This is a genomic window from Martelella sp. NC20, assembly GCF_013459645.1.
GTDB lineage: Bacteria > Pseudomonadota > Alphaproteobacteria > Rhizobiales > Rhizobiaceae > Martelella.
This window is the reverse complement of record NZ_CP054861.1, coordinates 2,393,704-2,407,175: the sequence shown is the minus strand read 5'-3', so window position 1 is coordinate 2,407,175 and position 13,472 is coordinate 2,393,704. Positions and strand designations below refer to the sequence as shown.

The following is a 13,472-nucleotide window of genomic DNA, read 5'->3' as shown; positions in this document are numbered from 1 at the left end:
CAAAGCGCGTCCGGCAAAAGTGACCACCCGGCCGGACGCGCATAAATAAAAAAGAGTCTGTCCGCTATTCAGAAAAACGCGGACAGACTCTCATCGCCCAATTCGACGCACGCGTCAAACCGGCAGAGGGCGTTGGTTCAAACCACATCGTCCTGATTGACCCGACCGCCCTCGCCTTCCCAGTTCAGGATGCGGCGGGTTTCGCTGCCGGTGAATTTCAGGCGCACGCCGACGCCGCCCGCCTCCTCTTCCGGCAGGAGGACCACACCGAGGGCCTGCAGTGTTGACTTCAGTTTCTCAGCCGAATTGTCGCCGAGTTCGGCTGTGCCGTTTTCGAATTCCTCGATCCGGTCTTCTGAAAGCCCGCTTTCGGCCGCAAGCGTCGAGCGGTCGATGCGGGCGAGAATGCGCGCGGCGTGGCAAAGTTCAGGTGTCAAGGTCATGGTCAACCTCCTTTCGGTCTATTGAAGACACTTTGAAGGTAAACGCCTGCACCCGCGCCCTGGTTCCACAGACAGCGCCAGGCCGTAATTCGCGCGCGGTCAGGCGAGCCGGCGGACGGCGAGAAACAGGATGCCCGGAACCGGTTCGCCGGCATCCTTGCGCAGCGCCGCCCGCTCATGGGATTTCAGGTCGAAGCCCGCGCGCGAAAGCATGCCCTCGACATAGGCAAACGCATGGGCATAGCGCAGCGACGGCAGCAGGGTGAACGTTTCGGCATCCCCGCCATCTTCCACCGAGAACAGGAAGATGCCGCCGGGCGCAATCAGCGACGCGACATTGTCCATCAGGCTGTCGAGCGCTCCGAGATACATCAGCACATCGGCGGCCACCACCAGATCGGCGCGGCGCCGCTCAAGTCCTGGCGCAAACAGGCCGCTTTCCTCCGGGGCAAGCAGCAGGTCGGCCTGGGCAAGGTGATGGTACACCACCTTCTCCTCCGCCTTGGCCAGCATGTTGGCCGACAGATCGAAGCCTTCGAGGCGCGCGACCCGCTTGCAAAACGCAGCGCCTGAAAGCCCGGTGCCGCAGCCAAGATCGGCGCAAAGCCGGAAGCGTCGCGTCTCGCCCTCGCTCCCTGCCAGAAGCGCGGCGAGCCGTTCGGGCGCGTTATACTCGAGCCGCTCCGTCAGCGCCTGGTCGAAATGGTCGGCATAGGAATCGAACAGCGCCTCGACATAGCGCCCCGGCGGATGCGCGGGCGGTTCGGCAGCGCCCAGAACGGCGAGTTTCAGGCTGGCGGCGAAAACATCTTCTGCATCCTCGCCGTCGAGCTTTTTCAGCGTCGCGATCGCCGCCGCGACATCGCCGGCATTCTCGCGATAGGTCGCAAGCAAGGCGAGACCCGCCGGCCAGTCCGGCACAAGCGCCATCGCCTGCTCCATCACCTCGGCGGCGGCGGCATGATCGCCGGCCTCGTCCAGCATGCGGGCGTAATCGGCGCGGCGATCGGCAATCAGATCACCCGAGGAATGGGAAATGGCGGTCATTTTCTGAAACCATTGGGAAGCTGAGCGCCAATGTCGCTTTTCCTACCGAAAAGCAAGCGGAATCGCCGCGCCGTTTTTTCTTGAATGCGCCGCAAAGCATCTTTATCTAGCCGGGTAAAGGAGAGCGGCATGAGCGACAGCGTCAACAGATTTCTGGGCGGCACCGTGGTCGGGACGATCGTCCGGCTGCTGGTGGTGTCGCTGATCGTCGGCTTCATCCTGTCGGCGCTCGGCATCCATCCGCTCGACATCTATTACGGCATTGTCGATTTTCTCGTAAACCTCTGGCATCGCGGCTTTGCCGCGCTGGGCGAGGTCGGCCATTATTTCGTGCTGGGCGCGATCATCGTGGTGCCGGTCTTCCTGATCATCCGCATTCTGAGCTATCGCCGGTGAAACAGTTCGACACGTCCCGCCGCGTCCTCGTTCTGGGCGCGCTGGCCGCCGGCGTTTCCGCCTGCAGCCCGTTTTTCGGCAGCGGTCTTCCCCGTGGCGATGTCGACAGCGAAGCGATGACCGCCACCTTCCTGCCCTGGGTCAACGACTTGCGCAAAAGCCGGGGGCTTTCCGCCCTTTCCTATTCGCGCGCCTGCGAACTGGCGGCGATCGATCAGGCGAGCCGCATGGCGCTTGCCGACAAGATGAACCATATCACCGGCAGCGAAACCGTGCTTGCCCGGTTCAAGCGCATGGGCCTGCAGCTGCCGGCGGCCGAAAACATCGCCATGCAGCAGCGCACGCCGGAACGCGCCTTCCAGGCCTGGGTCAATTCGCCGGGGCACCTGAAGAACATGTTGGGAAATTATTCCCATATCGGCGTTGCCCGCGCCGTCAGCCCGAATTCCGGCAACCAGCCATTCTGGGCCATGTGCCTCAGCCAGTAACGCTCAAAACGGTTTTGAAGCCCATTCTGAAACGCCGCTGTCGCGCAACTGACGCGGCGAACCGACGCCTGCTTCGCTCATCGCCGACAGGATCGCCCTGAAACTGTCCTCGATCAGTTGCGGGCCCTCATAGGTCATGCCGGAATAGATCTGCACGAGATCGGCCCCGGCGCGGATCTTCTCTACCGCCCGCGCGCCTGAATTGACGCCGCCGACGCCGATGATCGCAAGATCGGGCCCGAGGCGTTCGCGCATGCGGGCGAGAAGCGCGGTCGACCGGTCAAACAGCGGCGCGCCGGAAAGCCCGCCGGCCTCGCCGCCGAGCTTTTCCTCTCGGAGCCCCGCCCGCGACAGCGTCGTGTTGGAAACGATGACGCCGTCAAGCGCGCTGTTCAGGATTTCAGCGACGATGTCGTCGACGCCCTCCTCGGTCAGATCGGGCGCGATCTTCAGGAAGACCGGCAGTTTGCGGTGAGCCTTTTCCCGGGCCTCGGCGATTTCGCCGAGAAGGCCCGCAAGCTGCGCGCGCGCCTGCAGATCGCGCAGGCCCGGCGTATTGGGCGAGGAAATGTTGACTGTGAGATAGTCGGCCAGCCCCGAAAACCGGGCGATACCGGCGACATAATCGGCAACCCGGTCCTCCGACGTCTTGTTGGCCCCGATATTGACGCCGATGATGCCCGGGTGGCTGCGGCCCTCCAGCCGGGCGGCAAGGGCGTCATGGCCGGCATTGTTGAACCCCATGCGGTTGATCACCGCCTCGTCCTTCACGAGCCGGAAAAGCCGCGGCTTCGGGTTGCCGGACTGCGGGCGCGGCGTGACCGTGCCCGCCTCGGCATGGCCGAAGCCGAGTTTCAGCAGTCCGTCGAGCGCCTCGCCGTTCTTGTCGAGCCCGGCGGCAACCCCCAGCGGATTTTTGAAGGCAAGACCCGCCACCGTGGTCGCCAGCTTTCTATCGCCGGCATGACGGGCGCCGGGCATAAGGCCGGTGCGGATCGCCTTCAGCGTCAGGCCATGGGCAAGCTCGGGATCGAGCGCGAACGCCGCGCGGCGGCCGCCGCATTTGTAGAGATCTATCATCAAAGCAGTCCCGAAAAATCATGGCGGCCATCACTGGCGACCGGCAGCGGATTTTCCCGGATGACGGCCTTGAGGGAAAGATCGCCGTAAAGATGGGGAAACAGCGCCCCGCCGCGCGATGGCTCGTATCTGAGGGCGCTTCCCAGCGCCGCGGGATCGACCGCCACCAGCAGCAGATCCGCCTGGCCCGCGAAATGACGGGCGGCCGTTTCGCGCACCTGGTCGGCGGTGGAGAGGTGGATGAAACCATCCGCAAGGTCGACCGCCGCCCCCTTGAAGACGCCGGCGGTCCGCGCCGCCTGCCACTCGGCCCCGGTGACGATCTTGAATATCGGTTGCTGGTTCATGTCCGCCTCGCCGCTTTGATCTCTGGCTCGGGTTTGGCAAAGAGCAACCCAAATGTCCATCGCCGTGACGCCCGGATGACCGAAAGCAAGGGGAAATCGGGTATTTCTCGGGCCCTGAACGCTTTTTGGGTTGCTAACGCGGCAAAGCAGCGACCATAAATGGCAGGACCACCATTGTTTTGCCGGCAAACAGTTGCAGCAGCGCGAGGTCGAATGTTAAGGGTTGTGAAACTGCCTTTGGGAGGAGGCCAGGAATGACCGGACAAACCATTCTGATCGCGGATGATCACCCGCTTTTCCGAAGTGCGCTGAAACAGGCGATCGGCGGCATGGCGACGTCCTACGCCGTTGTCGAGGCGGGCGATTTCGAGAGCGCCCAGCAGGCGGCGCGCGACAACCCGGAAGCCGAACTGATGCTGTTCGACCTCGCCATGCCGGGGGTGAGCGGGCTGTCCGGCCTGATCACGCTGCGCGCCGAATTTTCCAGCCTTCCGATCGTGGTCATCTCCGGCAGCGACGATGACGACACCATTCGCCGGTCGCTCGCGCTGGGGGCCTCCGGCTTCATCTCGAAATCGGTCGGGATCGAGGAATTGCGCAACGGCATCCGCATGGTGCTTTCGGGCGAGGTCTATACGCCGCAGAATTTCGGCGGCGGCGAGGAAAGCGATCCCGACATCGCCGACATGCTGCAGCGGCTGCAGACGCTGACGCCGCAGCAGTCGCGCGTGCTCAGAATGCTGTGCGAGGGGCTGTTGAACAAGCAGATCGCCTATGAGCTCGGCGTTTCGGAGGCGACCGTGAAGGCGCATGTCTCGGCGATCCTGCTGAAGCTCAACGTCGACAGCCGGACCCAGGCCGTTATCCAGCTCGGCAAGGTCAATATGGCGATGGTTGCCTGATAACGTGTAAAAGACAGGATTTTATTCCTGTCCGCCTTTACGCTGCGTCCGTCATTACGCTATAGGCTATGTGGATATCAACCGACACCCGAAGGCGATCGGGATGCTTGAAAAACTCACGCATAGCGAGATCTGGAGCGCGATCGACCGGCTTGCGGAGCGTAACAAGCTGACCCCTTCGGGCCTTGCGCGCAAGGCCGGGCTCGATCCGACCACGTTCAACAAGTCGAAACGGCGCGCGGCGGACGGCCGCGAGCGCTGGCCGTCGATGGAATCCTTTGCCAAGATTCTGGCGGCCACCAATACATCGATCACCGAGTTTGTCGGCGATAATCCGGTGATGGCGGGCGGCATTCAGGGACCGGTCGGCAGCTTTCCGCCACAGCCTTCGACAATTCCCCTTCTCGGACTTGCGCGCGCCGGCGCCGGCGGCTTCTTCGATGATGGCGGATATCCGGTCGGCCAGGGTTGGGACGAGGTCGATTTCCCGGTCCCCTCCCGCAGCGCTCAGGGGATCTACGCTCTTGAGGTGCAGGGCGACAGCATGATGCCGCTTTATCGCGATGGCGACGTGCTGATCGTCGAGGCCAATGCCGAAACCCGCAAGGGCGACAGGGTGGTGGCGCGCACCCGCGATGGCGAAGTCCTGGCCAAGGTTCTGGTGCGCCGCACCACCCGCCAGATCGAACTGATGTCGATCAACCCCGCCCATGCCAATATCGTTTTCGACCTTTCAGACATCGAATGGATAGCCCGGATTCTCTGGGCCAGCCAGTAATTCCCAGGACCGAGAGTAGCCCATGTCCCGCACCGAGCTTACCCATTATGACGCGCTGATCTACGTGATGGTGATGGCATCAGCCGTCGACAGCGCGATGAGCGACACCGAGATGGCGCGGATCGGTCATATCACCCGCTCCCTTCCCGTATTCGAGGGGTTCGACGAAGACAGCCTTACCCAAATTGCCCACGACTGCGCCGAGATCGTATCCGGACAGGAGGGCATGGATATCGTGCTCGAGATCATCCGCGACACGCTGCCCAAAAAGCTCTACGACACGGCCTATGCGCTGGCCGTCGAGATCATGTCGGTCGATCAGGTCATCCGGACCGAGGAAATCCGCCTGCTACAACTTCTCCGCGACCGGCTGCAACTCGACAAGCTGACCTGCGCTGCGATCGAACGGGGCGCCATAGCCCGATATCGCGCCGCATAGGACGGCTTCTCCCGCCCTGTATTTTCTTTATTAGAGAATCATAAAGTATCCGGGAAATAATTCCATGAGTAAGACATTCCTTTACGGGTTGTCGTGGCGCTCATCGATGCGCGTCACAAGTCATCCAGAAGCAACATTTAGATATTGTATTTTTCTAAACCAGAAGCTTTACTAGTAAGAAATAAAAGGGTGCGCGGTAAAGAGGGGTTTCATGTCCGCCGTCAAGCAGGCCGTTGTCCATCCTCCGGACCGCGCCTTCGCTGCCCTACGCAATCTTCCCAAAGCAATCTGGAGGGAACGCCAGATGCTGCGACGACTTGGTTTCGATGAGCGGGTCATCGAGGATGGGATCAAGGCCGCTCTTCTCAACAATACCACGATCGAGAAAGAGCTTCTTTCCGGCGGCGTGATCGCGCCGGACGACTATTACAGGCGGCTCGCCCGATATCTCGTCCTGCCCTTCCAAAGCCGGCTCGAACCGGATTGCGTCATAGATCGCCCCGGGATCGACCGCCTCCTGGCAGATCCTCGCGGCCTTCGGCTCGACAGCGGAGAGACTGAGCGCCGCTTTGCCGTGGTGCCCTATGCAGGCGATCTCGCCGACCTCCACATCCGCCTGTCGTCCCGGCCCGAAATCAGGCGCTGCGTCATCATCACGACGCCGGAGGCGGTGCGCGCGGCGGTGTGGCAGGCCGGCGAGCGCAGGCGGCTTACCGATACCATCAACCAACTCATGGTCTGGGAACCGCGCTTTTCCGCCCGGATCGTGTTCTGGGGCAAACAGGGCTTCCTGCTCGGCGGCGGCGCGGCGACACTGATCGCCGGCCTGATGCTCTTTCCCGCGGAAACACTGCTTCTGGCCCATATCCTGTTTACGACTGTCTATTTGTTCTCACTGCTCATCCGCCTGGCTTCGGTGCGGTCGAAACCCCGGTCGAGGCGTCCGGCACCTGACGCCGACGTCGACGACCTGCCGGTCTATACGCTGCTGATCCCGCTTTATCGCGAAGCCGGCATGATCGGGCAATTGACCGAAAGCATGCGACGCATCAACTGGCCGGTATCCAAGCTCGACATCAAACTGATATGCGAGGCGGATGACAGCGCGACCAGAAACGCGATCGAACGGGCGCGGTTGCCGCCGCAATTCGAACTGGTGGTCGTGCCCGCCGGCGGCCCGCGCACCAAGCCGAACGCCCTCAATTACGCGCTCTGCGGCGCCAGGGGCAGGTTCGTCGTGATTTACGACGCCGAGGACCGGCCGCATCCCGACCAGTTGCGCGAGGCCTGGCATGTTTTCAGGCAGGCGCCGCGCGAACTTGCCTGCCTTCAGGCGCCGCTGACGATATCGAATGTCGGCGAGAACTGGATAACCGGGCTTTATGCCTGCGAATATTCCGGCCTGTTTCGCGGCATCCTGCCGTTTCTCGCCCGTCACCGGTTTCCGCTGCCGCTCGGCGGCACCTCCAATCATTTCCGCATCGGGGCGCTGCGCGCCTGCCGCGGCTGGGATCCCTACAATGTCGCCGAGGATGCCGATCTCGGCCTGCGGCTGCATCGTCTCGGCTATCATTGCGGGGCGATCACCGCCGAAACCTACGAGGATGCGCCGACGGCAATTCGACCGTGGGTCGCCCAGAGATCGCGCTGGATCAAGGGCTGGCTTCAGACCGTGCTGGTGGCGCTCAGGGAACCGGGACGGCTGCGCGACGAACTTGGCCTGCTCGGCTTTGCCGTTTTCGTGGCCAATACGGGCGGGATGATCCTGTCATCGCTGCTGCATCCACTGTTATATGTGTCGGTGCTGACAACCGGCTGGCTGATGCTGCGCCCGAGCCCCGATCCGGGGCCGATCCAGCAGATCCTGACGGGCATAGACCTGATCAACATTCTCGCCAGCTACTGGATATTCCTGCGTCTGGGCGCTTCGAAAATGCGTAAGGAGGAAGCACGCCAGATGCGCGCCAGCGCTGTGTGGCTGCCGCTATACTGGCTGATGCTGTCATTTTCGGCGTGGAAGGCATTCCTGGAACTCTACCACGCGCCGTATCTGTGGCGAAAAACCGACCACAAGCCATCAGATACGTGAAGCGGGAGGCGCTTCGGAGGCGAAACCGTGGGATTTTGCACGATGGCGGGCATCATGGATGCTCCGCCACCCCCGGAAATAGCTGCCCCGATCCCTCAGAAAAACGCCGGCAGCCGCTCGAACCGATTTTTATCACCGTTTAAAAGCAAATTCCGTCGTTTAACCATTTTCTCGAAATTGGAATTGTTATGATCGTAATTTCATATATATGTTATATCAGAAATTTCTTATTTTCTTTTTTATCGACGTCAGGAAATATTGTGAATAAAAGTAAAATAGGCACCCGTTTACTGTCGTCCTGTGCATTTCCGCTCGGTTTTCTGACAGTCTTCGGCGTTGCCCTCCATGCCCATGCGCAAACTCCGACGCCGTATAAAACGCTGAATTTCGGGACGAGCGGGACATTTCTCACCGGCATTCGCGGCAATACCATTGTCGGCAATTACGTGGTGCCCGGCACCACCGCCACGGGCGGTCTGCTCTACGATACCCGCTCCGGCACATGGTCGGCGATGCCGGTGGCGACTGCGAACGGCGTCAACTATCCGGGCGCGATCGGCTCCTCGCCCTATGGGCCAAGCTTCGGCAATCAGGGCGGCGTGTTGCGCACCGTGGGCAGCTACATCACCGAGGCTTCATCGCCCTACGACCTCAGCTATCTCTATGACGCGGCCGCCGCTCCGGGGCAGCAGATCACCGAACTGGCCTACCCCGGCACATCCGACAACCCGACGCTCTACACGATCGCCCACAGCACGTTCGGTGATACCGTGGTGGGCAATTACGACACCCGCCTCGCGACCGGCAACGCCATGATCTATACGATCAGCACAGGCACCTATGTCACAAACAACAAGCCCAGCGCCGTCAGCACCACCGCCTATGGCGTCTATGGCGACATGATCGCCGGCGGCTACGCCGAGGTCGGCCTTGGCGGAGGCATCGGGTTTGAACACGGTTATCTCTACAACACCGTCACCGACACCTGGACAACCTACGATCATCCCGGCGCGATCGTCACGCATCTGGAAGGCATCACCAGCGCGGGCCGCTCCGGCGAATATAATATGGTGGCAAACTGGGTCATGCCGGACGGCTCGCTGCATGCCGGCGTGCTGCACGTCAACGCTCTTGGCATCCCAAGCTGGTACGAACTCGACATCCCCGGCGCCGATGTTGTGTCTTCCAACTCGGCCTATGGCGACACCGTGGTCGGTATCTACCTGATGCCCGGGGACACCGCGCCCAACGGCTATGTCGCCACGGTTGCCGGGATTTACAATCCGATCCGCAATACCGGCGCGCTGACCTCCGGCGTAGACGGCGAAGCCGCCCTTTCGGGCCGCAAGGGTGATGATATCATCAATGACGGCACGATCAGCATGACCGGCAATGGCGGCATCGGCATGCGCGGCGAGACCTACGGCGTGCTGACCAATAACGGCACGATTGCCGCCTCCGGCATCGCCGGCGCGGCGGTCGAACTGCACGGCGTTTATGGCACGTTCCTGAACTACGGCACCCTGAGCGCGCCGGCTGTCGCCGATGCCCTGCGCACCGGCCCGGACAGCTTCGGCACCGTGATCGTCAACGCCGGCGTCATCGACGGCCGCATCGCCGCAACCGCGGGGCCGGGAAAGCGGTTCGAAAACAGCGGCTGGATCGGCGTCAGCGGCAACGGGGTCCCGATCACCCATCTGCTCAGCAGCATCTATGCGCAGACCGAGGCCGGAACGCTGTCGCTGCGCGTCGGCGAGGACGGCAATGACAGGTTCGGGCTGACGGGCACCGCCCGGCTTGCCGGCACGCTCGAGGTCCCGTTCCAGACCTCGACGCTGGTCAACAGCTACGATCTTTTCTCTGCCACCGAAGAGATTACCGGCACATTCACCACCCTGACCACGCCCGGCCTGCCGGGTTACGTGGCCACGACGCTCGACTACGCCGGCAACAGCGTCACGCTCGACCTGACCTCGCAGATGGCTTCGCAGACCGGTCTTACGGCCAACCAGTCCGCCGTTGGCGGCGCCGTGGACGCCGCCTTCAACAGCGGCGCGCTGGCGACGGCAGGAAACGCCACCGCCGATGCGCTCAACAGCATCTACAGCCTGTCCGGCAGCCAGCTTGCGCCGGCGCTCGGCAGCCTGTCCGGCGAAATCTATGCCAGCCAGCGTTCGGTTCTGCTCAACGATGGCCGGTTTACGCGACAGGCGGTTCTGGATCGGCTGCGTCAGCTCAATTATGGAAATACGGCAGGGCCACTGACATCGCTCGGCGGCGGCGAGGCTGACGCCGGCAGTCTGGTGACCGGTTATGCCCCCGACACGTCCGGGAGCGCCCCCGGCTTCTATGACAGCGGCAGTTCGGGGTTTTCCGTGTGGGGAACGGGTTACGGCAGCTGGGGCAGCTTCGATAGTGACGGCAATGCCGCAAGCGTCGATACATCGCTTGGCGGGATCGTAACCGGCATCGATGCCAGGCTCGACCCGAACAGCTATGCCGGCGTGGCTCTCGGCTACTCTCATTCCAACAGCACTATCGACGGCGTTGACAGCTCGGCAGACACGGACAGCGGGATCATTGCCGCCTATGCGGGAACAAATCTTGACGGCGTGAACGTGCGCGGCGGCGTAAGCTACACCTTCAGCGACGTGAACACCTCCCGCGGCATAGCGCTTCCCGCGCTTTCGACCAGCGCGGATGGTCAGTTCAATGCCGGGCTCACCCAGGTCTTCGGCGAGATCGGCTACGGCATGGAATTCCAGGAACTGGCGATTGAACCGTTCGCGGGTCTTGCCTGGGCGCATCTCAACACCGACGGCTTCACCGAAAACAGCGCCGCGGCCGGGCTGACCGCCGGCAGCCAAAGCTCCGATGTCGGCTACGGCACCCTTGGCATCCGGATCGCGAAAGACTTTGCGATACAGGGCGGCGTGCTCACACCGCGCGCAGCGCTTGCATGGCAATATGCGTTCGGTGACCTCAACCCCGGCATGGCGATGAGTTTTGCCGCACTCGGCGGATCTGCGTTCACCGCGAGCGGCGTCCCTCTGGCCGAGAATACAGCGCTGCTCGACATCGGCGTCGACCTTCAGATCGGCAATTCGATGACGGCCGGCATTTCCTATGTCGGCCAGTTCGCCAGCGATATGCGACAGAATGACGTTCGGGGCACGCTGAGCTGGCGATTCTGAAGCCGCCTTGCTGTCAAACATAGGCTTTCAGAAGCGGAAGCGCGAGCAAGCATTCGGCTGACAAAATCGGCCGAATGAAACGTTTTAAAACCCAACTATCTGAAATCACTGGAGCGGGTAGCGGGAATCGAACCCGCGCGTTCAGCTTGGGAAGCTGACAGGCTGCCATTACATCATACCCGCCCGTGGCCGTTCAATACCACTGCCTGCGCACCGGCGGCAAGCCGAAAAACGAGGCCTCAGCGAACCGGTACCAGTCCGCCGGCAAGGGTGGGCAGAAGTTCCGAAACCGTCGGGTGAATGGGCACCGCCCATTGCAGGTCGTTTGCCGTGGCGCCCATGTTGATCAGGTTCAGCACGGCGTGGATGGCCTCGTCTCCGCCGGGGCCGAGAATGGCGCCGCCGAGAAGCTTGCCGGTGTCGGCATCGGCGACGAGTTTCATCAGGCCCGCCGTCTCGCCTTTTTCCTTGGCGCGGGAGACGTTGGTCATCGGCCGGCTGCTGACGGCGACAGTGTAGCCGGCCTTTTTCGCCTCGTTCTCGCTCATGCCGGCGCGGCCGAGCGGGGGATCGGTGTAAAGCGCGTAGCCGGAAATGCGGTCATCGACCGAGCGGTTTTCGCCGTCGAAGAGATTGGCGGCGACGATTTCATAATCATTGTAGGAGGTGTGGGTGAAGGCGCCGCGACCGTTGCAGTCGCCGAGCGCGAAAATGCCGGGCTGGCTGGTCTCAAGTCCGGGACCGACGGTGACGAAGCCGCGGCGATCGGTGGCGACGCCCGCTTTGTCGAGGCCGAGATCATCGGTATTGGGCTGACGGCCGAGCGCCACCAGCAGATCCGAACCGGTCGCCGTCCTGGTGTTGCCGCCGCAGTCGGCATGCATGACGATGCCATCTTGCCGCCGTTCGACGCGGATGCACTCAGCCCCGGTCATCACCGTGATGCCTTCATCCTCCAGGAAACCGCGCACCGCGTCGCTGACCTCCGGGTCCTCGCGCCCGATCAGGCGCTCGCCGCGTTCCACCACCGTCACGGTTGCGCCGAACCGGGAAAACATCTGGGCGAATTCCAGCCCGATATAGCTGCCGCCCAGCACCAGAAGGTGTTCCGGCAGGCGATCGAGGCCGATCATGTCGCTGTTGGTGAGATAGGAAATATCGGAGAGACCTTCGATCTCCGGCACCGCCGGCCGGCCGCCGACATTGATGAAAATCTTCGGCGCGGTCAGCACCTCATCGCCGATCGCCACCCGGTCAGGACCGTCGAAACGGGCATGACCTCTGAGCAGCGTCAGGTTGTCGAGACCGGCGAGCCAGCTTTCGAGCCCGGACCGCGAGGCGCCGGCAATCTCGGCCGTGCGCGCCTGAACCCGCTTCATGTCGACGCTGACCGGGCCGCCGACATTCACGCCGAAATCGGCCGCGCGCCTTGCCACATGGGCGGCGCGGGCACTGGCGACCATCGTCTTGGTCGGCGTGCAGCCGGTGTTGACGCAGGTGCCGCCCACCTGATGCCGCTCGATCAGCGCGACTTTCCGGCCCTCGGCAGCAAAACGCGCCGCAAGCGGCGGCCCCGCCTGACCTGCTCCGATGATGATGGCATCGAATGTCCTCATAGGCTCCACACAATAGCCAATGCGGCGAGGATGGCAACCGCGTCCTCGACAAGGCCGGCCGGTAGATCCCGACCGAACCCGGCGGCGAGCCGTTGCCGTGCGGCAGCGCCCCCGAGCGTGCCGAGCACGGCGCCGGCAACGCCGAGCACGAGACCCGCGATCCAGAAGCCGGAGGCGATGCCGAGCGCCGCGCCGCAGACCGCACCGGTCACGATGCGCCCGCCGAACTGCTGCGGCACCTTGCGGCTTGGGGTGGAGGGAAGCTGGTCGGTGACGAGTTCCGCGAGCGCCAGCACACTCAGGATACCGACGGCCCACGGCGAGGCGAGAAAGGAGATCCATGAGCCCGACAGATCGAGAAGCCCGAGCCAGGCCGCCCAGCTGATCGCAGCCGGCGCCGTCATCGCCCTCAACCCCGCAACAATACCGATGAACAACGCCAGAAGATAAAGCATGCCGCCAACGCCCAACCCGATTGCGATTTATCAATCTACCACGCCCCGGAAAGGCCACAATGTAAAAAGCGGAAGCGACGCGGCACTTGACGTCGGCGATTTCAAGGCTAAGTCTGGTGCAGTCCGGCGCATCCCGCCGCGACGAACCCGGTGCCGGGCCCCTCTGGCGAGAGTTTGACGGCGCTCTCGTGATGTCGG

At 62.8% G+C, this 13,472-nt stretch carries 13 protein-coding genes and 1 tRNA gene; 7 read left to right on the top strand and 7 right to left on the bottom strand.

Translation table 11 applies throughout. The features are described from left to right. Window positions 1-137: 137 nt before the first annotated feature. Window positions 138-443, bottom strand: a complete 306-nt coding sequence (locus HQ843_RS11540; protein ID WP_180898183.1) for an XRE family transcriptional regulator — start codon at window positions 441-443, stop codon at window positions 138-140. Window positions 444-542: 99 nt separating this feature from the next. Next, on the bottom strand, window positions 543-1,490 hold the full coding sequence (locus HQ843_RS11535; protein ID WP_180898184.1) for a methyltransferase: 948 nt from the start codon (window positions 1,488-1,490) through the stop codon (window positions 543-545). 129 nt (window positions 1,491-1,619) lie between these two features. Here HQ843_RS11535 and HQ843_RS11530 point away from each other — a divergent pair, with 129 nt between their 5' ends. Both HQ843_RS11530 and HQ843_RS11525 read left to right on the top strand, forming a co-directional pair. Further along, a complete protein-coding gene (locus tag HQ843_RS11530) occupies window positions 1,620-1,886 on the top strand; it encodes a DUF6460 domain-containing protein (RefSeq protein WP_180898185.1) in 267 nt (88 codons plus the stop codon). Continuing rightward, window positions 1,883-2,374 carry a CAP domain-containing protein gene (locus tag HQ843_RS11525; RefSeq protein ID WP_246710351.1) on the top strand — a complete coding sequence of 164 codons (492 nt, stop codon included), beginning with the start codon at window positions 1,883-1,885 and terminating at the stop codon, window positions 2,372-2,374. The genes HQ843_RS11530 and HQ843_RS11525 overlap by 4 nt, the downstream gene beginning before the upstream one ends. A gap of 3 nt (window positions 2,375-2,377) precedes the next feature. On the opposite strand, the gene HQ843_RS11520 is transcribed toward HQ843_RS11525, so the two are convergent. Together HQ843_RS11520 and HQ843_RS11515 are read right to left on the bottom strand one after the other, a co-directional pair. Next, on the bottom strand, window positions 2,378-3,454 hold the full coding sequence (locus HQ843_RS11520) for a quinone-dependent dihydroorotate dehydrogenase (RefSeq protein WP_180898186.1): 1,077 nt from the start codon (window positions 3,452-3,454) through the stop codon (window positions 2,378-2,380). Then, complete coding sequence (locus tag HQ843_RS11515) at window positions 3,454-3,801, bottom strand: DUF952 domain-containing protein (protein ID WP_180898187.1); 348 nt, start codon at window positions 3,799-3,801, stop codon at window positions 3,454-3,456. The genes HQ843_RS11520 and HQ843_RS11515 overlap by 1 nt, the downstream gene beginning before the upstream one ends. A gap of 254 nt (window positions 3,802-4,055) precedes the next feature. Here HQ843_RS11515 and HQ843_RS11510 point away from each other — a divergent pair, with 254 nt between their 5' ends. The 5 genes from HQ843_RS11510 (at window position 4,056) to HQ843_RS11490 (ending at window position 11,203) form a co-directional block, all read left to right on the top strand. Next, window positions 4,056-4,703 carry a response regulator gene (locus HQ843_RS11510; protein ID WP_180898188.1) on the top strand — a complete coding sequence of 216 codons (648 nt, stop codon included), beginning with the start codon at window positions 4,056-4,058 and terminating at the stop codon, window positions 4,701-4,703. Window positions 4,704-4,806: 103 nt separating this feature from the next. Further along, window positions 4,807-5,481, top strand: coding sequence for a S24 family peptidase (locus tag HQ843_RS11505; RefSeq protein ID WP_180898189.1), 675 nt, complete (start codon window positions 4,807-4,809; stop codon window positions 5,479-5,481). Window positions 5,482-5,503: 22 nt separating this feature from the next. Continuing rightward, window positions 5,504-5,920 carry a tellurite resistance TerB family protein gene (locus HQ843_RS11500; RefSeq protein ID WP_180898190.1) on the top strand — a complete coding sequence of 139 codons (417 nt, stop codon included), beginning with the start codon at window positions 5,504-5,506 and terminating at the stop codon, window positions 5,918-5,920. Between the two features lie 304 nt (window positions 5,921-6,224). Next, entirely contained in the window at window positions 6,225-8,009 is a 1,785-nt protein-coding gene (locus HQ843_RS11495; RefSeq protein ID WP_180898191.1) for a glycosyltransferase family 2 protein, read from the top strand. Window positions 8,010-8,269: 260 nt separating this feature from the next. Then, entirely contained in the window at window positions 8,270-11,203 is a 2,934-nt protein-coding gene (locus HQ843_RS11490) for an autotransporter outer membrane beta-barrel domain-containing protein (protein WP_246710350.1), read from the top strand. Between the two features lie 109 nt (window positions 11,204-11,312). On the opposite strand, the gene HQ843_RS11485 is transcribed toward HQ843_RS11490, so the two are convergent. From HQ843_RS11485 to HQ843_RS11475, 3 genes are all read right to left on the bottom strand, one after another. Beyond that, window positions 11,313-11,386, bottom strand: a tRNA-Gly gene (locus HQ843_RS11485). Between the two features lie 56 nt (window positions 11,387-11,442). Further along, window positions 11,443-12,819 (bottom strand): FAD-containing oxidoreductase, encoded by a 1,377-nt coding sequence (locus tag HQ843_RS11480; protein WP_180898192.1) that lies wholly within the window; start codon window positions 12,817-12,819, stop codon window positions 11,443-11,445. Then, window positions 12,816-13,274 (bottom strand): DUF4126 family protein, encoded by a 459-nt coding sequence (locus tag HQ843_RS11475; RefSeq protein WP_180898193.1) that lies wholly within the window; start codon window positions 13,272-13,274, stop codon window positions 12,816-12,818. The genes HQ843_RS11480 and HQ843_RS11475 overlap by 4 nt, the downstream gene beginning before the upstream one ends. Between the last annotated feature and the right edge of the window lie 198 nt (window positions 13,275-13,472).

Coding starts and splice junctions, on each gene's coding strand:
- HQ843_RS11540 (WP_180898183.1), bottom strand. CDS start 443: ATGACCTTGACACCTGAACTTTGCCACGCCGCGCGCATTCTCGCCCGC.
- HQ843_RS11535 (WP_180898184.1), bottom strand. CDS start 1,490: ATGACCGCCATTTCCCATTCCTCGGGTGATCTGATTGCCGATCGCCGC.
- HQ843_RS11530 (WP_180898185.1), top strand. CDS start 1,620: ATGAGCGACAGCGTCAACAGATTTCTGGGCGGCACCGTGGTCGGGACG.
- HQ843_RS11520 (WP_180898186.1), bottom strand. CDS start 3,454: ATGATAGATCTCTACAAATGCGGCGGCCGCCGCGCGGCGTTCGCGCTC.
- HQ843_RS11515 (WP_180898187.1), bottom strand. CDS start 3,801: ATGAACCAGCAACCGATATTCAAGATCGTCACCGGGGCCGAGTGGCAG.
- HQ843_RS11510 (WP_180898188.1), top strand. CDS start 4,056: ATGACCGGACAAACCATTCTGATCGCGGATGATCACCCGCTTTTCCGA.
- HQ843_RS11505 (WP_180898189.1), top strand. CDS start 4,807: ATGCTTGAAAAACTCACGCATAGCGAGATCTGGAGCGCGATCGACCGG.
- HQ843_RS11500 (WP_180898190.1), top strand. CDS start 5,504: ATGTCCCGCACCGAGCTTACCCATTATGACGCGCTGATCTACGTGATG.
- HQ843_RS11495 (WP_180898191.1), top strand. CDS start 6,225: ATGCTGCGACGACTTGGTTTCGATGAGCGGGTCATCGAGGATGGGATC.
- HQ843_RS11480 (WP_180898192.1), bottom strand. CDS start 12,819: ATGAGGACATTCGATGCCATCATCATCGGAGCAGGTCAGGCGGGGCCG.
- HQ843_RS11475 (WP_180898193.1), bottom strand. CDS start 13,274: ATGCTTTATCTTCTGGCGTTGTTCATCGGTATTGTTGCGGGGTTGAGG.